This window comes from Pseudomonas sp. 5Vm1k (assembly GCF_056161485.1).
The window spans coordinates 236738-257913 of sequence record NZ_JBSPCZ010000010.1 but is presented as its reverse complement, the minus strand read 5'-3'; the positions used below and the strand labels follow the sequence as shown (position 1 = coordinate 257913).

Sequence of the window (21176 nt, the reverse complement as noted above, 5' to 3'; positions counted from 1 at the left end):
TAATTAAAATCGTAAGCCCTTATATATCAACACTATTTGTGCGGACTTCTATGACTTAGGCGATGGGAATCAGCGGATCTGCAGCGGCCCATGCCGTTTCACGATTGGCTGCCGGCGGGTAAATCCACACGGTGTTGATCTGGGTTTTGAGTTCCTTGCCTTCCTGCTTTACCAGTTTCACCTGACGATCCCAACCCTCGGTGTACACCGCGCCCCAGGCGCCCAGGTCCAGGCACGTCACGTACTTGGGCTGGCTGTACGGCGTCGGGTCCACGCCGAGAATCTGTGCCGCCACGTTGTTGCCGGCGTGGCGACCCAGGACGATGGCGTGTTGGCAGGTCATCAGCGCGTGGTTGCCGATGTCGTCGGAGGCCGCGTAAGCCACGTCGCCGGTAGCGAAGATATCGTCCTGGCCAATGACTTTCAGGTGCGCGTCCACGTGCAAACGGCCAAGATTATCCCGCTCGCCCGGGATCTGTTCGGTCAGCGAGCTGGCGCGCACGCCGGTGGTCCAGATCACGGTATTGGCTTCGATGCGTTGGCCGTCGGCCAGGGTCACACCGTTTGCATCGACCGAAACAACCGTCGATTTCAACTGCCACTTCACCCCCAGTTCAGTACTGGCCTCGGCGATGGATTGGCTGATTTCAGCGCCCATGGACGCACCGACTTTTTCGCCGCGATCAACGATGATCACGTTGATGTCGGCGCGATCACCCAGGATTGCTCGCAGACGAGCGGGCATTTCAGTCGCAGTTTCAATTCCGGTGAAGCCGCCGCCAGCCACCACGACGGTGTTGCGAGCGTTGCTTTCTGGCAGATTGGCCAAGGCTTTCAGGTGGTTTTCCAGGCGCACGGCTTGTTCGATCTGATCCACGTCGAATGCATATTCGACCACGCCTGGGGTGTTGGACGACGCCAAACGGCTACCGCTAGCCAGAACGAGTTTGTCGTAGCTGCACACCTGTTTGGCGCCCGACGCATCAATGTAGCCCACTTGTTTTTGCTCAACGTCGATGGTTTCGGCGGCGCCCTGGATGAACTTCACGCCTACCGCATCGAACAGCTCGCCAATCGGCGCAGCCAGTTGATGGGCATTCGGTTCGTAGAAGCGCGGACGCACCCGCAGCTCGGCCTGTGGGGCCAGGACGATCACTTCAACGGCGTCGTGATTATGAATATCGAACAGACGCGTCGCGCTCAACGCTGTCCACATGCCACCGAAACCCGCACCAATGACCAGAATCTGCTGTTTCATTTTTAACTCCGAGTGGAAAACCAGGTGATGAATTTGTTTAGGGTCAACGACCGCTGCCGACCGAATAACTACGACTCTATTGGTCGTCTTTAAATCAAACAAGTCAACATTACTGATCATTCCAATCGGTTTATCAGATCTGTTTGTGCAACCCTTCTAAACCGGACTTTACTGGCCATGCGTCTCTTGAAAACATGCACCAGCAAGCAACAGCAGACGATGAAGCGCGTTGCCGACCTTCCGTTGCGCTGCTAAGATTTGCGACTATATTAGTCGGAGATCACTATGTCTCTTTACAGCGCAGGCGTTGAGTACGGCATTCATTGCCTGCTTTTTCTGGTAGGCAATGGCGGCGACTCCCGCGAGGCGAGCGTGCGCGACCTCGCAGAACTGCAGGGCGTACCGCTGGATTATCTGGCCAAGATCTTCACCAAACTGGCCAAGGCCAAGCTGGTGGTGGCCACTGAAGGCGTGCGCGGCGGTTTCAAACTGGCCAGGTTTGCCGATGAAATCACCCTGCTGGACATCGTCAACGCCATCGACGGCCAGAAGCTGATCTTTGATTGCCGTGAGATTCGTGGCCGTTGCGCCTTGTTTGAAGGCTCGGCGCCGGCCTGGGCGCTGGACGGCGGTTGCGCGGTGCACGGGGCGATGATGACCGCGCAGAAACGCATGGAAGACGCCCTCGCCCAGACCACCATTCTTGACCTGGCCCGAAAGGTCGGGCGCAAGGCTCCGCCGGAGTTCGCCGGGCAGGTGGATGAATGGCTGGGGGATCGCCGGGAGAAGAAAGGCATCGGCAGCGAGCAGAACATCACACTGACCGACATCACCGACTAACTATTGTGGCGAAGGAGCTTGCTCGCGCTCGAGTGCGCAGCGCTCGCAACAGGGGCTGCTGCGCACCCCAGCGCGAGCAAGCTCGCTCGCCACAAAAAAAAGCCGAAGCCGGAATCATCCGGCATCGGCTTTTTTCATATTCGATATCCAGTCTTACAGGCAGTCCCGCACCGCCTGCCGCATCGCCGCCGATTTCGCCCACGGAGGCCCCTGATACAGCGACACCCGGCTGCCATCCTTCGACTTCACGATATCCAGAATCTCGTCCGCCGTAATGATGCTCGGCGCCGTCAGGCGATAGCCGTTGGAAATGCCAATTTGAGTGGTCTTGGGAATCTGCTGCTGCCACAACGGCAGCACGCACGCGACGTAGTCTTTGGGCGGTTTGCTGCTGTATTTGCTGACATTGGGCTCACCTGGCACCAGGGACGCAGGCAATGAACAACCCGCCAACATAGCCACAGCTACCCCCGCTATCAACATGCGCATGACGCGTCCTCATCCTGAAAAACGGCGAATGTAGCGCGTACCCACGCAGACATCCAGCGAACGATTGGCGAAAGCGACAGAACCGACGCATGCCCTTACGAACGGGACACTGCGCACGGTAAACGGGACTAATCTTTCGTAGCGGGGATTTTGCAGGAGATCATCATGTGGCTTAACGAACTCGAACAGGAACTTCGGCGCGACCTCCAGAGTGTGGAGTCGAATCTGCGGTGGTCGGCGGTAGAACTTTTGCGCCTGGCGGAGCAGTTTCGCCAGGCCGGCAATGAAGTGGATGCCCAAGTAGCCCTAAGGCTGCGGGAGGTGCTCCAGGGGGACGAAGAACGGCTGAAGGGCTACGCCGAGGAGGTCAAGGCGCGGCACATCAGCCGAACGAAACCTCAATAACGGGACCACTGCCATGAACAAGCCTGTTTTCGCCCTGCTCGCCGTGCTGACGGCAACGGCTGGTTGCAGCTCCGATTCGCATGTCTATCGCAACCAGCCGCTGGTCGCCAAAGTCGAGAACGGCATGAGCAAGGATCAGGTCGAGCAAATCGGCGGCAAGCCGCTGGCCGTCACCGATCGTACGGTGGAGCCCGGCAGCTGTTATGACTACAAACTGACGCAGGCCGGTCATCAGCAACCCTACAACGTCAGTTTTAACGGCTCGGGCAAGGTCGATCACACCAGCTTCATGAGTTGCGCGGAATGGAGCAATGCCCAGCGAAAAGCCAGGGAGCCCTCTCATACTTCAGGCGGGATGGGTGGCGGTGGCGGCTACTGACCCACCCATGAAAAGCCCCGGCACAGGCCGGGGCTATACGTACACCATTGACTACTGGTTGCGCGCCGGCCGACCTGGCCGCGCTTTATATGCCGGCAAGGACGCGGCGAATGCCAGTGCCTCTTCCCGACTGCCAAAGGCACCCAACCGGTCACCTTTGGTGCACACCCGCCATGGGCCGTGGTTCACGCTGAGTACGTCATAACCGTTCATGTGCATCTTGGTCAGCATCTCAATGCTCATAGTCACCTCCTTTTGGGCAGTGAAAATTGACTCGCTTACCTTACACCCGGCCCAGCCCCAGGCGCCGACCAGACGTCGCGACATCAAGTTGCACTTTTGGCTTGCACGGTCACTCCAACCCTTGAAACCGCCGAAACACGGGGCCCCGGCCTGAATATTGCATTTTTATGACTGTTTTATGACAAACGGGCAATCAGGTAACACATGAAAGTACGCGCCACCGTTATTTGCGAGCAAGACCGACACGTCCTCCTGGTGCGCAAGCCCAGGTGTCGCTGGACCTTGCCCGGTGGAACGGTCGAGCCAGGCGAAACCAAAATGGACGCCGCCGTGCGGGAACTGGCGGAAGAAACCGGGCTTGGGGTCGACGGCATGCTGTACCTGATGGAACTGGAAGCCGGCGACACTCGGCACCATGTGTATGAAGCATCGGTGGTGGACCTGTATCAACTCCGGCCGCTCAACGAAATTATCGATTGCATGTGGCATCCGCTGGACGCCATCCAAAACCTGAAAGTCAGCGACGCCACGCTGCGGATCGTCAAAGCGTTTCAGCGTCGCTTGTAACGTGCTTAGCCCTGATCGCCACCACCCACCGGCATGATCATCCCGGTGATGTACGAGGCCTCGTCGCTGGCCAGAAACAGGATAGCGCTTGCCTGCTCATCCAGCGTGCCGTAACGCTTCATCAAACTGCTGTCGAGGGTCTGGTCGACGATCTGTTGATACCAGACCTGCTCCTGGGCGCTTTGCCCGGCGCTGTTGCGCGGAATTACCCGCGGTGGCGCTTCGGTTCCGCCGGGTGCCGTAGCATTGACCCGAACCCCGCGACCGGCGGTTTCAAAGGCCAGGCACGCGGTCAGTGCATTCACCCCGCCCTTCGCCGCGCCGTAAGGCACGCGATTGATGCTGCGGGTGGCAATGGAGGACACATTGACGATGGCGCCGCTGCCTTGCTCGAGCAGGAACGGCAACGCGGCATGGCAACACCACAACGTCGGGAACAGCGAACGACGGACTTCGGCCTCGATCTGCTGTTCTTCGTAATGCTCGAAAGGCTTGGCCCAGATTGTTCCGCCGACGTTGTTCACCAGCACATCCAGGCGTCCGAAGCGCTCGACAGCGGTTTTCATCACGCGACTGCATTCACTGTATTGCTCAAGGTCGGCGGTCAGCGCGAGCACCTGACTGGCCTGACCCAATTGCTGTTGCACCTCGAATATCAGCTCCGAGCGATCGACCAATATCAATCGCGCGCCCTCTGCCGCCATTCGCTCGGCAACCCGCCGACCGATGCCTTGGGCGGCGCCGGTGATCAGCACGACTTTTTCCTGAAACCTGTTCATACACACCTCATTGTGACGACTGTGCCGTGTAGGAGCTGCCGAAGGCTGCGATCTTTTGATCTTGGTTTTGAAAAACAGGATCAAAAGATCGCAGCCTCGTTTCACTCGTCAGCTCCTACGGGTGGGTATCGCCGCAGAAAATTTCAGGCCGCGCTGGCGGCAAACTTTTCGTAGTAGAAATTGGCCGGCGCAATGCCCTGCTCACGAATGAACTGGCTGACGGCCTCGACCATCGGCGGCGGGCCGCACAGGTAGACATCGACGTCGCCATCGTTCAAATGCCGGGGCTCGATGTGCTGGGTCACGTAGCCCTTGAGCGGGTGCTGGCTGTCGGGATTGGCTACGCAAGCGCTGTAAGTGAAATTCGGGATGCGCGCGACGAAGGCTTCCAGTCGGTCGAGTTCCACCAGGTCGAAGTCATTGGTCACGCCGTAAATCAAGTGCAACGGATGCTCACTGCCCTGCCCGGCGATTTTCTCCAGCATCGCGGTGAACGGTGCCAGACCGGTGCCGCCCGCCAGCAACAACAACGGGCGGCGGATATCGCGCAGGTAGAAACTGCCCAACGGCCCGGCCAGGGTCATGCTGTCGCCGGCCTTGGCCATGCCGGTGAGGAAGCTGCTCATCAAGCCGCCGGGCACGTTACGAATCAGGAAACTGACCTCGCCGTCACGCTGCAACGAACTGAAGGAATACGCACGGGTCTGCTCGCTGCCGGGCACCCCGAGGTTCACGTATTGCCCCGGCAGGAACGCCAGTTTGCTCAGGGCCTCGCCCTTGATCGACAGCGCGATGGTGCTGTCGGACAACTGGCGCAGGTTGCTGATGATGGCTTCAAAACTGGCCTGGCGAGTGCGGCAGACATCCGACGCAACCGGCACCCGGACCACGCAATCGCTCTGGGCGCGCATCTGGCAGGTCAGGACAAAACCCTGCCCGGCTTCATCGGCGCTGAGGGCGTCTTCGATGTACTCGTCGCCCAATTCATAACGACCGGCCTCGGCGAAACATTTGCAGGTGCCGCACGCGCCATCGCGGCAGTCCAGCGGAATATTGATGCCCTGGCGATACGCGGCATCGGCCACGGTTTCGCCGGGATCGGCGTCGATGAACCGGGTAACGCCGTCTTCGAAATTGAATGCGATGGAATGAGTCATGACGGCCGCCTCACAAGTGGTAAACGTCGATGACCTGGCGAACGTAATCGTTCTTCAGGATCACTTTCTTGGCCTTGATCAGCGGGTTTTCGCCGCGCACATCGAGGGTGTAGAAACTGCTGCCGAAATAGCTGTCGACGGTCTTGTAGCGAAAGCTCAGGGTGTGCCAGTTGAAGCGCACTTTGCACAAGCCATCGGTTTGTTCGAGCAACTCGATATTGCTGATGTTGTGGGAGGTGCGAGTGTCCGGAATGCTCGCGCTGGAGCGCTCGGTCTTGATGCGGAAGATGCGGTCTTCCAGGCCAGTGCGGTTGCCATACCAGATCAGCGAGATTTCCCGCTGCGGGTCTTCTGTCAGCTCGTCGTTGTCATCCCAGGATGGCATCCAGAACGACGCATCGGCGGCGTACAGTTCCAGCCAGTCGTCCCATTGTTTGTCGTCGAGGTAGCGGGCTTCGCGGTAGAGAAAATCGCGCACGGCTTCATAGGTGATGGTCATTGCACAGCCTCCACGGCGATCAGCTCGGACTGTTCGGCGGCCAAAGCCTTGAGCATGGTTTGTTGCCAATACTTGTGTTGCAGCACGAACAAACCTTCGTCTTCGGTTCGCACGCCGCTGAGCAGTGGGTGCAAGTCGATTTCCCTGGCCGCGTCGTCGGCGCCTTCGACCCAGTGTTCGGCGCCACGGGACATGTCGTTCCAGGTGGTGACGCTGCCCTGATACCCGGTCTGGCACGAGCGAAATTCCTCCAGATCGTCCGGGGTCGCCATGCCGCTGACGTTGAAAAAATCCTCGTACTGGCGAATCCGGCTCGACCGCGCGCAGTCGCTTTCGCCCTTGGGGGCGATGCAATAAATGGTGATTTCCGTGCGGTTGACCGAGATCGGTCGGGCGATGCGAATCTGTGAGCTGAACTGGTCCATCAGGTACACGTTCGGGTACAGGCACAGGTTGCGCGAGTTCTCGATCATCCAGTCGGCGCGGGCCTGGCCGAAGTCCCGGGCCAGTTCGTCGCGACGTTCGAACAACGGGCGATCCTCGGGGTTGGACCAGCGGGTCCAGAGCAGCATGTGGCCCTTGTCGAACGAGTAGAAACCACCGCCCTGCTTGGCCCAGGTGCCGGCGCTCATGGTGCGGATGTCTTCGCCGGCCTCGCGCTGTTTGCGCTGGTTCTGGGTGGCCGCGTAGTTCCAGTGCACCGAGCTGACGTGGTAGCCGTCGGCGCCGTTTTCGGCGGTGAGTTTCCAGTTGCCTTCGTAGATGTAGCTGGAAGAACCGCGCAGCACTTCCAGGCCATCGGCGGACTGGTCGACGATCATGTCGATGATCTTCGCCGACTCGCCCAGGTGTTCCACCAGCGGCACCACATCAGCCTTGAGGCTGCCGAACAGGAAGCCGCGATAAGACTCGAAACGCGCGACCTTGGTCAGGTCGTGGGAGCCTTCGCAGTTGAAACTCGCCGGGTAACCCGCTTCGGCCGGGTCCTTGACCTTGAGCAGCTTGCCGGAATTGTTGAACGTCCAGCCGTGGAACGGGCAGGTGTAGGAGCTTTTGTTGCCGGTTTTGTGCCGGCACAGCATGGCGCCGCGATGGCTGCAGGCATTGATGAACGCGTTGAGTTCACCGGCCTTGTTGCGCGCGATAAAGATCGACTGGCGGCCCATGGTGGTGGTGTAGAAATCGTTGATATTGGGGATCTGGCTTTCATGCGCCAGGTACAGCCAGTTGCCTTCGAAGATGTGCTGCATCTCCAGGTCGAACAGCCGCGGGTCGGTGAACATCTCGCGCTTGCAGCGGTAGATGCCGTTTTCTTTGTCGTCTTCCAGCAGGGAGTGAAGGTATTCGGGTCGCAGGGACATGGCCGCCGCCTCCATTGTTTTTATTCAGGCAGGGCCATGCTAGGACGGGGGGATTGGGCGGACTATCCGATGGGTGCAGACCTTTATCCGTTTTCTGCAACAGCGACGCCAACCCTGTGGGAGCGAGCTTGCTCGCGATAGCGGAGTATTAGTCAACAGAGATGTTGGATGTGCTGGCCTCATCGCGAGCAAGCTCGCTCCCACAGGGTAAATACAGTCAGTGCCGGCGCTTGAGGGTGTCGGACGGCAACTCGCCAAACTGCTTGCGGTAGCTATCGGAGAACCGTCCCAGATGCAGGAAGCCATAATCCATCGCCACTTCCGTGACATTGCGCACGTTGCAGCTCGGGTCGCTCAGGCAGGCGTTGATGCGTTCGAGGCGTTTCTGGCGGATGTAGTTTTTCGGCGTAGCCCCGGCGTTGCGTTCGAACAAGCCATACAGCGAACGCAAACTCATCCGCGCCAGGCGGGCCAGTGCCTCGCTGTCGAGGTCTTGCTTGAGGTTGCGCGCAATATAATCGGCAATCATCTCGAACGTGGCCGACGGCGAGCCGAGGCTGACCCGGCTCACATTGGTTTTCATCAAGCTGAGCATCTTGCTGACGATGATCTGCGCGTAGTGCTCCTGCACCTTAAGAATCTGCTCGGTGGCCTCGGCCTCTTGGCAAATCATCGCCAGCAGATTGACGAAACCCTCCAGTTGATCGAGCTGATAACGGTTCTGCAGAAACCGCACGCCCTGCCCCGGATAGCCCCAGCGTTGTTCATCGCATACCGACTCCAACAACCGAGTCGGGACTTTGAGGATGAATTTTTCGCAATCGTCAGAGTACGTCAGGTCCACCGGATCATCGGGGTTGATCAGCAGCAACTCGCCAGGTTCGAAGTAATGCTCCTGACCATGCCCGCGCCACAGGCAGTGGCCGCGCAGCAGGACTTGCAGGTGATAAATGCTGTCGAGCGCACCTGACGTGACCCGCACACTGGCGCCGTAGCTGATGCGGCACAGGTCCAGGCTGGCGAATTTTCGGTGATCAAGGCTGGCCAGCGGCCGGCCGGCGCGGGGCATCAGAATGCAATGATTGCCGACGTGCTGATTGACGTAGCCCGACACTGCGTAAGGGTCCGCGTGGTCGAACACTCTGCTGCGCTGACTCAACAGTTGCGCGTGCATCATCGGGTCACTCTCGTTGTTGATGTGTGTGGGAGCGAGCCTGCTCGCGAAAGCGCAGTGTCAGTCAACGATGATGTTGAAGCTGATTCCGTCTTCGCGAGCAGGCTCGCTCCCACAGGAGGCTCAATAGTGCGCTGTCAGTCTTCGAGTGCGCGCACACGTTCCATGCGCTGCTGCTCCTCAGGCTGGGCGGACGACTGCAAGGTGAAGTCGAAGTCGATTTCGGCAAATCGACCGCTGACACCGTGGGCCGCCGCACGCTGCGGATCGTCGCTGAAAGTGATGTGGGCGATCAGCTCATCACGGGTGGCATAGGCGAAATCGTCGTGCAGGTATTTGTCGCCGTCGAGGTTGATCTGGGTGGTCAGGTGGCGATGGTCCGGCGCCGAGATAAAGAAATGGATATGCGCCGGCCGCTGCCCGTGGCGACCCAGTTGATCGAGCAATTGCTGGGTCGGACCGTCCGGCGGGCAGCCGTAGCCCGACGGCACGATGCTGCGGAACCGGTAACGGCCCTCGGCATCGGTGACTATCCGGCGACGCAGGTTGAATTCGGATTGCGTGGCATCGAAGTACGAATAGGTGCCACCGGTATTGGCGTGCCAGACATCCACCACGGCCCCGGCCAACGGTTCACCAGCGGTATTAAACACCTGGCCTTGCATGAACAAAGTTACGCCCGGATCGACACCGTCATCGAGTCGCGCCTCGCCTTCAGACAACGGCGCACCGGCTACATACAGCGGCCCTTCGATGGTGCGTGGCGTGCCGCCGGACTTGCCGGCCTGCTCGTCTTCGGCGTCCATCAAAAGGTCCAGGTAATGCTCCAGACCGAGCCCGGCCACCAATAAACCCGCCTCTTGACGCGAACCCAGCACGTTCAGGTAATTCACAGCTTTCCAGAACTCTTCAGGGGTCACGGCCAGGTCTTCGATGATGTTCACCGAGTCCCGCAGTATCCGATAAACCAGTGCCTTGACCCGTGGATCACCGGCATCGTTGAGCAGACCGCTGGCCTCTTCGAGAAACTTCTGGGCACTGGCAGTGTGGGAAATCTTGACGTTCATGGTGGTTCCTCATCTTGTAGTTATAAGCGTAGCGAACTGAAGCGGCCGGGTTCAGCGGTCATCCTCGCGAATCGAAGAAGGATGCCGGCACAGCGCGTCGATCTCGATGGCCATGTACGGAAACAGCGGCAATTGCATCAGCAGGTCGTGCAGTTCCTGAACGCTGTCGACATCGAACACGCTGTAATTGGCGTAGTGCCCGGCGATGCGCCACAGATGGCGCCACTTGCCCTGCTCTTGCAGGCGCTGGGCCAGGGCTTTCTCGTCGGCCTTGAGCCGAGTGGCGAGTTCGGGGTTCATGTCGAGCGGCAGGTTCACGGTCATTTTTACGTGGAACAGCATGATGCTCTCCTCAGGCTTTATAAACGGCAGTGGAAGACTTGTCGCGGCGGAAAAATGCCAGGCGTTCTGCATCCAGGCTCAAGCCCAGACCCGGTGTTTTTGGCACATGCAGTTCGAAATCGCGATAGACCAGCGGCTCGCTGAGAATGTCTTCGGTCAACAGCAATGGGCCGAACAACTCAGTGTCCCAGGCCAGTTTGTTCAGGGTAATAAACGCGTGGGCCGAGGCCAGCGTGCCGATCCCGCCTTCGAGCATGGTGCCGCCGTACAGGCCGATACCGGCCGCTTCGGCAATCGCGGCGGTTCGCAACACAGCGCGCGGGCCACCGTTCTTGGCGATCTTCAGGGCGAACACCGACGCCGCGCCTTCACGCGCCAGGTTGAAGGCATCCTCCACGCATTCAATGGACTCGTCGGCCATGATCGGCGCCGGGCTCATCGCATTCAGGCGTGCCATGCCAGCGCGGTTATTGCGCGAGATCGGTTGTTCAATCAGGTCGATGCCGTTAGTGCCGAGGATTCGGCAGGCGCGCAGTGCCACCGCTTCGTCCCAGGCCTGATTGACATCGACCCGAACACTAGCGCGATCGCCCAGGGCTTTCTTGATCGCGATGACGTGGGCCAGATCGCGATTGACCTCGCCAGCACCGATTTTCAGTTTGAAGATCCGATGCCGGCGCAGGTCTAGCATTTTTTCCGCTTCGGCGATGTCCTGCGCGGTGTCGCCACTGGCCAGGGTCCAGGCCACCGGTAACGCCTCGCGAACCCGCCCGCCCAACAACTCGCTGACCGCCAGGCCAAGACGTTTACCCTGGGCGTCGAGCAACGCGGTTTCAATACCGGACTTGGCAAAGGTATTGCCGCGAATGCTGCGTTCCAGGCGCAACATCGCCGCATTGACGTTGCTGCTGTCCTCGCCGATCAGCAACGGCGCGAAGTGTTTGTCGATATTGGTCTTGATGCTGTCCGGGCTTTCATTGCCATACGCCAGGCCACCGATGGTGGTGGATTCGCCAATCCCTTCAATGCCATCGGCGCAGCGCACACGGATGATCACCAGGGTCTGGTTCTGCATGGTGTGCATCGCCAGTTTGTGCGGGCGGATGGTCGGCAGATCGACGATGATCGTCTCGATCGATTCAATGGCTGTTGCAAGCATGTCGATACCCGTCAGGTTCTTAAAGTTCTGGATCGGATTCTCATACGGCTTTTCCGTGGCGGCCAATATAGAATTGGTCTGGCTTGATACCTTAAAGGTATTCAACCCATCAGCGTCTGGAGGCCCCATGGAACTGCGTCACCTGCGTTATTTTCAGGTGTTGGCTCAAACCCTCAACTTCACCCGCGCCGCCGAACTGTTGCACATTGCCCAGCCGCCCTTGAGTCGACAGATCCAGCAACTGGAAGATGAACTCGGGGTGCTGCTGCTGGAGCGTGGACGACCGCTGAAGCTGACCGACGCCGGGCGGTTTTTTCATGAGCATTCGAGTGCGCTGCTGGAGCAACTGGGCAAGGTCTGCGACAACACGCGGCGGATCGGCCTCGGGGAAAAGACCTGGCTGGGCATCGGTTTTGCACCGTCGACACTCTACGGCGTGCTGCCGGAACTGATTCGCCGCTTGCGCAACCATGAGCGCTTGGAACTTGAATTGGGTCTGTCAGAGATGACCACTCTGCAACAGGTGCAGGCGCTCAAGGCCGGGCGCATTGATGTGGGTTTCGGGCGCATCCGCATCGACGACCCGGCGATCATCCAGACCGTGCTCACCGAAGATCGCCTGGTCGCCGCCCTGCCCGCCGGCCACCCGCTGCTGGCCGGTCCCATCAGCCTGCGTGAACTGGCGAAAGAACCCTTCGTGCTCTACCCCGGCAACCCGCGCCCGAGCTATGCCGACCATGTGATCGCACTGTTCGAGTCCTACGGCGTAAGCATCCATGTGGCGCAATGGACCAACGAACTGCAAACCGCGATCGGCCTGGTGGGCGCCGGCATCGGCGTCACCCTGGTACCCGCCTCGGTGCAACTGCTGCACCGCGACGACATCGGCTTCACCCCGCTGCTGGAAGACAACGCCACCTCGCCGATCATCCTCAGCCGACGGGTGGGCGATGTCTCGCCGGGGTTGAATCATTGTTTGCAGATGATTGATGAGCTGGTGCCCCAGAACTGAACCGTGACTCAACGTAGGAGCTGCCGAAGGCTGCGATCTTTTGATTTGGCCTTTTAAAAACAAGATCAAAAGATCGCAGCCTTCGGCAGCTCCTACAGGGACCGCATACGACATCAGATTGGCGGAAATGGCGCACTTGAAATATCCCGAAAACGCTTTGGCCGACGACAGAAATTGCATCGACTAACGTTCATTTGCAAACACATCTCAAGGAGGGCAAAGGAATGCCTGTCGCTGCAAATGGATGTCGCCTGCCCAAGGCACGCATTACTGAATCAGGTCGTATCTACCTGCTGACCGCTGTTACTGAACAACGTCAACCAGTGTTCGCCGATTGGCGGTTGGGGCGGCTTCTGGTCGATCAGTTGCGCCATGCTGATCAAACCTCTTGGGTCACATCCATGGCTTGGGTCGTGATGCCGGATCATTTGCATTGGCTGGTGGAATTGCATCACGGCACGTTGGCCGAGCTGATGTGCCGCATCAAATCCAGAAGCAGTCGCTCAATCAATCTTGCGCGCTGCAGCCAAGGCCGAATATGGCAACGGGGGTATTACGACCGCGCGTTACGTCGTGATGAAGATATCAAGGATGCGGCACGGTACATCGTCCTGAATCCTTTGCGTGCGGGGTTGGTCAGCCGAGTGGGTGATTACTCTTTGTGGGATGCCATTTGGTTTTGAAACGGCAAGATCAAAAGATCGCAGCCTTCGGCAGCTCCTACAGAGACAACGCCGAGCCTGTGTGGGAGCTGCCGAAGGCTGCGATCTTTTGATCTTCAAAACAAACAACGCGAAAACAACTGCTGGATCGGCTGCGTGCGCTGGCTATAGCGCTGCAACAACACAATCTCGCGATAGAACGTCAATTCCCCCAACGCAATCACCCTCACCTTCGCCCCATGCTCAACCCACAATCCCGCCTCGGGCAACAACGAAACCCCCAACCCGCATTCGACCATTTTCACAATCGCCTCCAGCTCATCCAGCTCCAGCGCCACCCGCACGTCAATCTGCTGTTCACGCAGAAACCTCGTGACCAGGCGTCCGCCGAATGAGTTGCGGTCGTAGCGCACGTGAGGGTGGTCGGCGAGTAGTTGCAGCGGATCATCGCCCTCCAAATCCGCAGGCACGATCAGCACAAACGGTTCTTTGCGGATGACTTGCGCCGACAGCTCCTTGGGCAGTTCGAATGGCGGCTTGATCAGGATCGCCAGGTCCACTTCACCAGTATCGACCTGACTCAGCAAATTCAGCGACACCCCTGGCACCAATTTCGGCTCCAGCAACGGTGCCTGCTGCCTCAATCGCAACAACGCCTGGGGCAACAACCCGGTCTGCACCGTGGCCACCGCACCAATCTTCAGCTCGCCGCGATATTCACTGACGTCATCACTGACCGCCATGCGCGCGAAGGTTTCCAGCATCTCGCGAGCCATCGGCAACGCCCGCTGGCCTGCCGCATTGAGCAGTGCCTGGCGTCCGGTGCGGTCGAACAAACGAATGCCCAGCGCCTGCTCCAGATTGCGAATCTGCGCACTGACCGCCGACTGCGTCAGGCCGATGTGCATGCCGGCCGCCGCGAACGTGCCGTAGCGGGTCACCGCGATAAAGGTTTTCAGTTCCCGCAGCATAGGTTCGCCATTGATCGAAATAATTTGAGCTCGACGCAAAAATTATCGTCTTTTAATCAAAAAGCACAGGACTAAACTCAGATTCAACTTTCGACCGTTGAGGATGACACGATGCAGCTTTCCCCTTTTCACCTGGCGATTCCGGTATATGACCTCGCGGCCGCACGCAGTTTCTATGGCGAAGTGTTCGGTCTTGAAGAAGGCCGCTCCAGTGACCACTGGGTGGATTTCAACTTTTTCGGCCATCAACTGGTGATTCACCTGGCGCCGAAGAACGCCTCGCAAGAAGCCGCTCACACCAACGCCGTGGATGGCCACAACGTGCCGGTGCCGCACTTTGGCGTGGTGCTGGGGATGGCGGAATGGGAAACCCTGGCCGAACGCCTGCAAGCCCTTGGCACGCAGTTCGTGATCGAGCCTGGTATTCGTTTTCAGGGATTGGTGGGTGAACAAGCGACGATGTTTCTCTTCGACCCCTGCGGCAATGCCCTGGAGTTCAAGGCGTTCAAGGACATCAGCCAGTTGTTCGCCAAATGAGCCGCCCTGCCCTGGACGCCACCGCCCTCAGTCAGTCGGTTCGCGATGGCGAGATAACCGTCGCAGCCATTGCCGATGCCTTTCTTCAGCGCATCGAAACCCTGGAACCGGACATCCACGCCTTCGTCTCGCTGAAACCGCCACAGGTGCGCCTGCACGCCGCGCTAAATGATGGCCGAGGTCTGCTGGCCGGTGTGCCGGTGGGCGTCAAGGACATCATCGACAGCGCTGACCATCCCACGCAGTTCTTTTCGCCGATCTATGCCGACCATCAACCATCCCGGGACGCCCATGTGGTGACCCTGCTGCGCCAAGCCGGCGCGCTGATCATGGGCAAGACCCACACCACTGAATTTGCCTACATGCGCACCGGCCCGACCCGCAACCCTCATGATCTGGAGCGCACGCCGGGCAGTTCCAGCGCCGGTTCGGCGGCTGGGATGGCAGCGGATTTGTTTGCCGTGGCGCTGGGCACCCAGACCGCCGGATCGCTGCTTAAACCGGCGTCCTACTGCGGCCTGTTCGCGTTCAAGCCGTCGTTTGGGCTGGTGTCGCTGGAAGGGATAAAACCGCTGGCGCCGAGCTTCGATACCGTCGGCTGGTATGGTCGCTCGGTGCGGGATCTGAATCTTGTGGCGCGGGTGTTGATTCCAGGATTCAAAGTGCCTGACATCGAACAGCGCCCCCTGCGTTTGGGCTTCTATCGCACCGAGCGCTGGGATCAAGTCGCTCCCGAAGTGGCCAACGCTCTGGAACAAGCGATTGCACACTTGCGCAGCGCTGGTCATCAGGTTACGGAGGTGCAACTGCCGGATGATTTCGCCGGGGTGTTCGACGACCACCTGTTGATCAACGATTGCGAAGGCGCCCGTTCACTGGCGAAGGAGTTTCAACAACATCGGGCGCTGTTAAGCCCTTCGATACTGGCGATGTTCGACCGCGCGGCGGCCACAACGTGGGACCAGGAATCCGCTGCCAAGGCTCGATTGGCGGCCCTTGCGCCGATCCTGAATGAGATTTGCCAACCGTTCGACGCAATGCTCGGTCCGTGTTGCGGGAGCGTCGCACCGCTGTATGCGGACAGCGCCGAAAACACCGGCCCATCGGACTACATCAAGTTCTGGGGCGCGTTCGGCTGGCCGCAAGTGAATCTCCCGCTGCCACGCGCTGAAGGATTGCTGCCGATCGGGCTACAGATGATCGGCCGGTTCCGAAATGACGCTGCGCTGTTACGAGTGGCCGAACGGGCGGCCGCTGATCTGCTCACCGATCGCGGCCAATAGACCGTCCACGGTCTGGTGCAGCGCCGGATGAAACTCGATCTGGCCGACACTGAAGCGAATGTCATAACCGCAATGCACCGTGGCGTTGCGCTCGTCGAGCATCTCTTCGAGCCGCGCCCGGATCGCCGGGATCTCCACCGCGTTGGCGCCGGTCAGCAAGACCGCGAACTCATCGCTGCCCATGCGACCGATCACATCGCTTTCGCGAAAGGCGATCCGCAGCACATCGGCGAAGGTTTTCAAGGCGTCATCGCCTTCGGCGCGGCCATACAGATAGTTGATGTGTTTGAAGTTATCGAGGTCGAAAAACAGCAATGTCGCCGGTTTGCCCAATTGTAAGCAAGCGTCCAGCCCCCGTTGAGCCAAGGCGTCGAAGCCATGACGATTGGGCAGCAGCGTCAATTCATCCATGCTCGCCACCTGCACCGCGGTCAGTTCCTGCTCGGCCTGACGCGCCAGGTCGCGCAGCATTTCGCGCTCCTGCAGTGCAGTGTCCGGACCGTGCAAGGTGTCTGCGCAAGCGCCCGGTTTGATCGGTTTGCCTGGAACCAGCATGTGTCACTCCTGCGATGGGTATGTACGTTAGAGCCGCACATATCCGGTTTGACTCCTTTTTAAGCCGCCGTTGGTCAGATGCCCGCCACGGGACATGGACCTCCGGCGTCCGCCCAGAGCTTGAATTGCGTGACAAAGATGTCGTGCGGCACCGGAACCGGCGCCCGATTGCCGCCCGGATTCCAGCCCCAGAGCACCAGTTTGTCGTCGCTGACGTGTTTGATCAGCGCAGCGAAATCCCGGTCGCCGTTACTGGAACGGTCCTTGATCAATGCGCAGAGCTTGTCTGCCGGCAGGCCGATCCAGGCCATTTTGTGTGCTGCGGGCGGCAGGCTCCAGTGCGGGGCGCCTGGCGGTGCGTGGGGGCCGTAACTGGCCGGGGGGTTGTTTTCGGCGTGGCAGGTGGCGCAAGGCAAACCGGCGGCGCCCTTGCCGTCCATGCCGCGCACGACGTTCATCATGTGTGGGGTGCCGGCATCGAACTGCAACGGTGAATCGCCAGGGATGTGGCAGTTCTGGCAGCGGGGGCTCTGGAAGACCTTCTGCACGGTGTCGAAGGCTTTCAACGCCGCCGGATTGTCCGCTGCGAACAGGTCCGACGCATAGCCGGTCAGCCCCACCAACACCACGGCACCCAGGATCAAATGTCGTCTCATGTCACACCCCCGACAGTTGCAACGGCAGTTCCCGCAGACGCTGCCCGGTCAGGGCAAACACCGCGTTGGCCACCGCTGGCGCCACGGGCGGCACACCGGCCTCGCCGATGCCGCCGGGTTTGTCGGTACTGGGCACGATATGCACCTCCACCACCGGCATCTCATTGAGTCGCAGCACCTGATAATCGTGGTAGTTGGACTGCACCACCTGGCCATCCTTGAACGTCAGTTTGCTGCGCAAGGCAAAACCGAGGCCGAAGGTGACGCAGGACTCCATCTGCGCGGCGATGCTCTGCGGGTTGACCGCGATGCCGCAATCCACCGCGCACACCACCCGGTGCACACGAATCTTCAGGTTGTCCTCGGACACTTCGGCGACATGGGCGACGTAGCTGCCGAACGACTCATGCACCGCCACACCCAAGGCGTGACCGTCAGGCAGTGGTGCGGTCCAGTTGGCCTTCTCCACTGCCAGGTTCAGTACGCCCAAATGTCGTGGATGCTCCTTGAGCAAGGTTCGTCGGTACTCCACCGGGTCCTTGCCGGCCGCATCGGCCATCTCGTCGATCAACGACTCCATGACAAACGCGTTGTGGCTATGCCCCACCGAGCGCAGCCAGAGCACGCTGATGCCGGTTTTCGGTGAGTGCAGTTCCACTTGGTGATTAGCCAGGCCCTCGATGTAAGGACTGTCGGCCACGCCTTCGACCGACGTCTTGTCGACGCCGTCCTTGACCATGGTCGCCGCAAACGCGGTGCCGTCCATGATCGACTGCCCGACCATCACATGCTTCCAGGCCAGCGGCATGCCGTCGGCATCCAGGCCAATGTTCGCTTGATGGAGGAACATTGAACGGTAGTAGCCGCCGCGAATGTCGTCCTCACGGGACCACACGGTTTTCACCGGCATGCCCGCCGCCTTGGCGACTTGCACAGCTTCGGCGACAAAATCCGAGGTCGGATTGGCCCGACGGCCGAAGCCGCCGCCGAGGAATTCGGTGTGGATTTCCACCTGTTCGGGTTTGAGCCCGGTGATTTTGCCCGCGACCATTTGATCGAGAGTCTGGAACTGAGTGCCAGTCCAGATCTCGCATTTGTCCGTGGTGATTTTCACCGTGCAGTTGAGCGGCTCCATCGGCGCGTGGGCCAGGTACGGCACGCTGTATTCAACGTCGATGGTTTTCGCCGCTTTCTTCAATGTGGCGGCGGCATCACCGGCCTGGCTGGCCGGCACGCCGGGGGTGGCGGCAAGTTGGCGGAAGCTTTCCAGCAGCTTCACGCTGTCGAGCCCGGTGTTCGGCCCCAGGTCCCAGTCGATTTTCAGCGCATCGCGGCCCAGTTTCGCCGCCCAGTAATGATCGGCAATCACTGCCACGCCCGTGGGCACCTGCACCACTTTGTGCACCCCTGGCACCGCCAGTGCCGAGGCGCCTTCGAAGGTTTTGACGCTGCCGCCGAATACCGGCGGGCGCGCGACCATGGCGGTCATCAGGCCGTCGAACTGCACGTCCATACCGAACTTGGCCCGCCCGGTGATTTTCTCCGGGGTGTCGAGGCGTTTGGTCGGTTTGCCGATGATCTTCCAGTCTTTGGCTTCCTTGAACTTGATCGAGGCCGGGTCTGGCACGGGTAACTTGCCAGCGTCATCGGCCAGTTCGCCGTAAGTGGCGCGATTGTCACCGGCAATCACCACGCCCGGTTCAGTGCGAATGTCGGACGGTGCGACGTTGAAGCGCTTGGCGGCGGCGTCGATCAACATCAACCGCGCGGCGGCGCCAGCCTGGCGATAGCGGTCGAACTCCATCCAGGTCGAGGTCGAGCCGCCAGTGATCTGCATGCCGCCAAAGCCTGCCAAACCATAATCCTTGGCCGAGGCAGGAGAGTGTTCTACGCGGATTTTCGACCAGTCGGCGTCCAGTTCTTCGGCGATCAACATGGTCAGTCCGGTCCAGATGCCCTGGCCCATCTCGGAGTGGCCGAGCAGGATGGTCACGGTGTTGTCATTGGCGATGCGCAGGAAGGCATTGGGGGCGAAGGCATTGCCCTGGTTCTCGGCGCCCATCGCGAAACGATGGCCGCCGGGGATGACAAACGCCACCACCAGACCACCGCCGAGCACGGCACTGCCCTTGAGAAAACCGCGACGTGATACGGGTTTGATGATGCTGTTCATGACATGGCCTCAACCGATCTCGGCGGCACGTTTGACCGCAGCGCGGATCCTTGGATAAGTGCCGCAGCGGCAGATGTTGCCGGAGAGCGCCTGGTCGATGTCGCTGTCGGTGGGCTTGGGGATCTTCGCCAACAGTGCGGCGGCCGACATGATCTGCCCCGACTGGCAGTAACCGCACTGCACCACGTCGAGTTCGGCCCAGGCCTGTTGCACCGGGTGCGAACCGTCAGTGGACAGGCCTTCGATGGTGAGGATTTTTTGCCCGTTGGCCACGGCGGTGGCCGGGGTGATGCAGGACCGTAGCGGCGCGCCATCGACATGCACGGTGCAGGCACCGCACTGGGCCATGCCGCAACCGAACTTGGTGCCGGTGAGGTGCGCGACATCGCGCAGGACCCACAGCAGCGGCATGTCCGCGGGGACATCCAGCGCCTGGTCCTTGCCATTGATATTCAGGGTCAACATGGCGGATCTTCCTCAGACTCACGGTGTTCTGAAGGGGCGCCGCTGTGGTAATGCAGGACCTACGCGCGCCTCGGGTTATCCATACAGCTAAGCGCAGATTGACCTGGTGGCCAGCTTCTGCGACCGCCGGTCACGTATCCCTGACTGTCGAAAATCCCTTGTGGGAGCGGGCTTGCTCGCGAAAGTGGCGTGTCAGGCAACATGGATGTTGAATGTTAAGCCGCCTTCGCGAGCAAGCCCGCTCCCACAGGGATTGGTTCAGGGGGTTAGAAATCGGTGGATTGTGACAACGTGCGCCAGGTGTTCAGCTCATCAGCGACGAACGCATTCTTGGCCTCGATGTAACGCACTGAATCAGTCCCCAGCGGCAGGCGCAACGGTGGTTGCTCGGCTTCAACCAGGGTGATCAGCGCCTGGGCCAGTTTCTCCGGGTCGCCGGGTTGTTGCTGGTTGACGGCTTTGGCCAGTTTGCGCACCTCACCGGCGGTCGGGGCGTAGTCGGCGATCGATTCCGGGGATTCGACCAGGGAGTTGGTGTCGAGGAAATCGGTACGGAAGTAGCCCGGTTCGACCACGGTCACTTTCACCCCCAGTGGCGCCAGTTCGCCATGCAGCGCTTCGCTCAGGGCTTCGACGGCAAATTTGGTCGAGCAATACACGCCGTAGCCCGGCGCCGACTGGAAGCCACCCACCGAAGAGATGTTGATCACATGACCGCTACGGGCGGCGCGCATGTACGGCAGCACCCCACGAGTGACATTCAGCAGGCCAAAGACGTTGGTTTCGTAAAGCCGCTTGATCTCATCACTGCTCGCCTCTTCCACCGCGCCGAGCAAACCGAAACCGGCGTTGTTGACCAGCACGTCGATTCGCCCGAAGTGTTCGATGGCGGCTTTTGCCACTGCGGCGCCCTGGGCTTCGTTGGTGACGTCGAGGGTGGCGGCCAGCAAGCCCGGTTGATCGCCGAAACGCTCAATCAAGGTGCTCGCATTCCGGGCGGTAGCTACCACCGCGTCACCGTTGGCCAGCGCGGCGGCAACGATTTTCGCGCCGATGCCACGGGATGCGCCGGTAACCAGCCAGACACGTTTGAAAGCGTTGGAAGTGCTCATGATCGATACCTTGTGTGGGTTGGAGATGTGC

At 60.0% G+C, this 21176-nt stretch carries 25 protein-coding genes; 8 read left to right on the top strand and 17 right to left on the bottom strand.

Annotated elements, in window-relative coordinates:
- Nucleotides 1-55: 55 nt before the first annotated feature.
- Nucleotides 56-1258, bottom strand: a complete 1203-nt coding sequence (locus tag ACWIKB_RS20910) for an NAD(P)/FAD-dependent oxidoreductase (protein WP_475269152.1) — start codon at nt 1256-1258, stop codon at nt 56-58.
- A 285-nt stretch (nt 1259-1543) separates the two neighbouring features.
- Here ACWIKB_RS20910 and ACWIKB_RS20905 point away from each other — a divergent pair, with 285 nt between their 5' ends.
- Nucleotides 1544-2098, top strand: a complete 555-nt coding sequence (locus tag ACWIKB_RS20905; protein ID WP_475269151.1) for an RrF2 family transcriptional regulator — start codon at nt 1544-1546, stop codon at nt 2096-2098.
- Nucleotides 2099-2251: 153 nt separating this feature from the next.
- Here the strand turns inward: ACWIKB_RS20905 and ACWIKB_RS20900 are convergent, their stop codons facing one another.
- On the bottom strand, nt 2252-2587 hold the full coding sequence (locus tag ACWIKB_RS20900; protein WP_401322110.1) for a hypothetical protein: 336 nt from the start codon (nt 2585-2587) through the stop codon (nt 2252-2254).
- A gap of 165 nt (nt 2588-2752) precedes the next feature.
- Here ACWIKB_RS20900 and ACWIKB_RS20895 point away from each other — a divergent pair, with 165 nt between their 5' ends.
- Together ACWIKB_RS20895 and osmE are read left to right on the top strand one after the other, a co-directional pair.
- Complete coding sequence (locus tag ACWIKB_RS20895) at nt 2753-2992, top strand: hypothetical protein (protein WP_475269150.1); 240 nt, start codon at nt 2753-2755, stop codon at nt 2990-2992.
- A 13-nt stretch (nt 2993-3005) separates the two neighbouring features.
- A complete protein-coding gene (gene osmE / locus ACWIKB_RS20890) occupies nt 3006-3371 on the top strand; it encodes an osmotically-inducible lipoprotein OsmE (protein WP_475269149.1) in 366 nt (121 codons plus the stop codon).
- 51 nt (nt 3372-3422) lie between these two features.
- Here the strand turns inward: osmE and ACWIKB_RS20885 are convergent, their stop codons facing one another.
- Nucleotides 3423-3614 (bottom strand): SPOR domain-containing protein, encoded by a 192-nt coding sequence (locus ACWIKB_RS20885; RefSeq protein ID WP_475269148.1) that lies wholly within the window; start codon nt 3612-3614, stop codon nt 3423-3425.
- A gap of 204 nt (nt 3615-3818) precedes the next feature.
- Here ACWIKB_RS20885 and ACWIKB_RS20880 point away from each other — a divergent pair, with 204 nt between their 5' ends.
- A complete protein-coding gene (locus ACWIKB_RS20880; protein ID WP_475269147.1) occupies nt 3819-4181 on the top strand; it encodes an NUDIX hydrolase in 363 nt (120 codons plus the stop codon).
- Nucleotides 4182-4186: 5 nt separating this feature from the next.
- On the opposite strand, the gene ACWIKB_RS20875 is transcribed toward ACWIKB_RS20880, so the two are convergent.
- From ACWIKB_RS20875 to ACWIKB_RS20840, 8 genes are all read right to left on the bottom strand, one after another.
- Nucleotides 4187-4960 (bottom strand): 1,6-dihydroxycyclohexa-2,4-diene-1-carboxylate dehydrogenase, encoded by a 774-nt coding sequence (locus ACWIKB_RS20875; protein WP_475269146.1) that lies wholly within the window; start codon nt 4958-4960, stop codon nt 4187-4189.
- A 143-nt stretch (nt 4961-5103) separates the two neighbouring features.
- Entirely contained in the window at nt 5104-6117 is a 1014-nt protein-coding gene (gene benC, locus ACWIKB_RS20870) for a benzoate 1,2-dioxygenase electron transfer component BenC (RefSeq protein WP_475269145.1), read from the bottom strand.
- A gap of 10 nt (nt 6118-6127) precedes the next feature.
- The gene (gene benB / locus ACWIKB_RS20865) at nt 6128-6616 is read right to left on the bottom strand and encodes a benzoate 1,2-dioxygenase small subunit (protein WP_475269144.1); all 489 of its coding nucleotides are present in this window, start codon (nt 6614-6616) and stop codon (nt 6128-6130) included.
- The gene (benA, locus tag ACWIKB_RS20860) at nt 6613-7977 is read right to left on the bottom strand and encodes a benzoate 1,2-dioxygenase large subunit (RefSeq protein WP_475269143.1); all 1365 of its coding nucleotides are present in this window, start codon (nt 7975-7977) and stop codon (nt 6613-6615) included. The genes benB and benA overlap by 4 nt, the downstream gene beginning before the upstream one ends.
- A 217-nt stretch (nt 7978-8194) precedes the next feature.
- Nucleotides 8195-9154 carry an AraC family transcriptional regulator gene (locus ACWIKB_RS20855; RefSeq protein WP_475269142.1) on the bottom strand — a complete coding sequence of 320 codons (960 nt, stop codon included), beginning with the start codon at nt 9152-9154 and terminating at the stop codon, nt 8195-8197.
- Between the two features lie 134 nt (nt 9155-9288).
- On the bottom strand, nt 9289-10218 hold the full coding sequence (gene catA / locus ACWIKB_RS20850) for a catechol 1,2-dioxygenase (RefSeq protein ID WP_475269141.1): 930 nt from the start codon (nt 10216-10218) through the stop codon (nt 9289-9291).
- A gap of 51 nt (nt 10219-10269) precedes the next feature.
- Nucleotides 10270-10560, bottom strand: a complete 291-nt coding sequence (gene catC / locus ACWIKB_RS20845; RefSeq protein WP_054053539.1) for a muconolactone Delta-isomerase — start codon at nt 10558-10560, stop codon at nt 10270-10272.
- A 10-nt stretch (nt 10561-10570) separates the two neighbouring features.
- Nucleotides 10571-11719, bottom strand: a complete 1149-nt coding sequence (locus ACWIKB_RS20840) for a muconate cycloisomerase family protein (RefSeq protein ID WP_475269140.1) — start codon at nt 11717-11719, stop codon at nt 10571-10573.
- Nucleotides 11720-11846: 127 nt separating this feature from the next.
- On the opposite strand from ACWIKB_RS20840, the gene ACWIKB_RS20835 reads away from it, so the two are divergent.
- Together ACWIKB_RS20835 and ACWIKB_RS20830 are read left to right on the top strand one after the other, a co-directional pair.
- Nucleotides 11847-12731 (top strand): LysR family transcriptional regulator, encoded by an 885-nt coding sequence (locus ACWIKB_RS20835; protein ID WP_475269139.1) that lies wholly within the window; start codon nt 11847-11849, stop codon nt 12729-12731.
- A gap of 224 nt (nt 12732-12955) precedes the next feature.
- On the top strand, nt 12956-13414 hold the full coding sequence (locus tag ACWIKB_RS20830; RefSeq protein ID WP_475269138.1) for an REP-associated tyrosine transposase: 459 nt from the start codon (nt 12956-12958) through the stop codon (nt 13412-13414).
- A gap of 95 nt (nt 13415-13509) precedes the next feature.
- Here ACWIKB_RS20830 and ACWIKB_RS20825 read toward each other — a convergent pair whose 3' ends face one another.
- Nucleotides 13510-14364 carry a LysR family transcriptional regulator gene (locus ACWIKB_RS20825; RefSeq protein WP_475269137.1) on the bottom strand — a complete coding sequence of 285 codons (855 nt, stop codon included), beginning with the start codon at nt 14362-14364 and terminating at the stop codon, nt 13510-13512.
- Between the two features lie 111 nt (nt 14365-14475).
- On the opposite strand from ACWIKB_RS20825, the gene ACWIKB_RS20820 reads away from it, so the two are divergent.
- Both ACWIKB_RS20820 and ACWIKB_RS20815 read left to right on the top strand, forming a co-directional pair.
- The gene (locus tag ACWIKB_RS20820) at nt 14476-14901 is read left to right on the top strand and encodes a VOC family protein (RefSeq protein WP_475269136.1); all 426 of its coding nucleotides are present in this window, start codon (nt 14476-14478) and stop codon (nt 14899-14901) included.
- Entirely contained in the window at nt 14898-16184 is a 1287-nt protein-coding gene (locus ACWIKB_RS20815; RefSeq protein WP_475269135.1) for an amidase, read from the top strand. Before ACWIKB_RS20820 ends, ACWIKB_RS20815 begins: the two co-directional genes overlap by 4 nt.
- On the opposite strand, the gene ACWIKB_RS20810 is transcribed toward ACWIKB_RS20815, so the two are convergent.
- The 5 genes from ACWIKB_RS20810 to ACWIKB_RS20790 all read right to left on the bottom strand — a co-directional run bounded on the left by ACWIKB_RS20810 (nt 16131) and on the right by ACWIKB_RS20790 (nt 21145).
- The gene (locus tag ACWIKB_RS20810) at nt 16131-16739 is read right to left on the bottom strand and encodes a GGDEF domain-containing protein (RefSeq protein ID WP_475269134.1); all 609 of its coding nucleotides are present in this window, start codon (nt 16737-16739) and stop codon (nt 16131-16133) included. The two genes, ACWIKB_RS20815 and ACWIKB_RS20810, sit on opposite strands and share 54 nt — an antisense overlap.
- 74 nt (nt 16740-16813) lie before the next feature.
- Nucleotides 16814-17395 (bottom strand): hypothetical protein, encoded by a 582-nt coding sequence (locus ACWIKB_RS20805; RefSeq protein WP_475269133.1) that lies wholly within the window; start codon nt 17393-17395, stop codon nt 16814-16816.
- Between the two features lies 1 nt (nt 17396).
- A complete protein-coding gene (locus tag ACWIKB_RS20800; protein ID WP_475269132.1) occupies nt 17397-19568 on the bottom strand; it encodes a xanthine dehydrogenase family protein molybdopterin-binding subunit in 2172 nt (723 codons plus the stop codon).
- A gap of 9 nt (nt 19569-19577) precedes the next feature.
- The gene (locus ACWIKB_RS20795) at nt 19578-20033 is read right to left on the bottom strand and encodes a (2Fe-2S)-binding protein (protein WP_027923374.1); all 456 of its coding nucleotides are present in this window, start codon (nt 20031-20033) and stop codon (nt 19578-19580) included.
- A gap of 266 nt (nt 20034-20299) precedes the next feature.
- Nucleotides 20300-21145, bottom strand: coding sequence for an oxidoreductase (locus ACWIKB_RS20790; protein WP_475269131.1), 846 nt, complete (start codon nt 21143-21145; stop codon nt 20300-20302).
- Nucleotides 21146-21176: the final 31 nt, after the last annotated feature.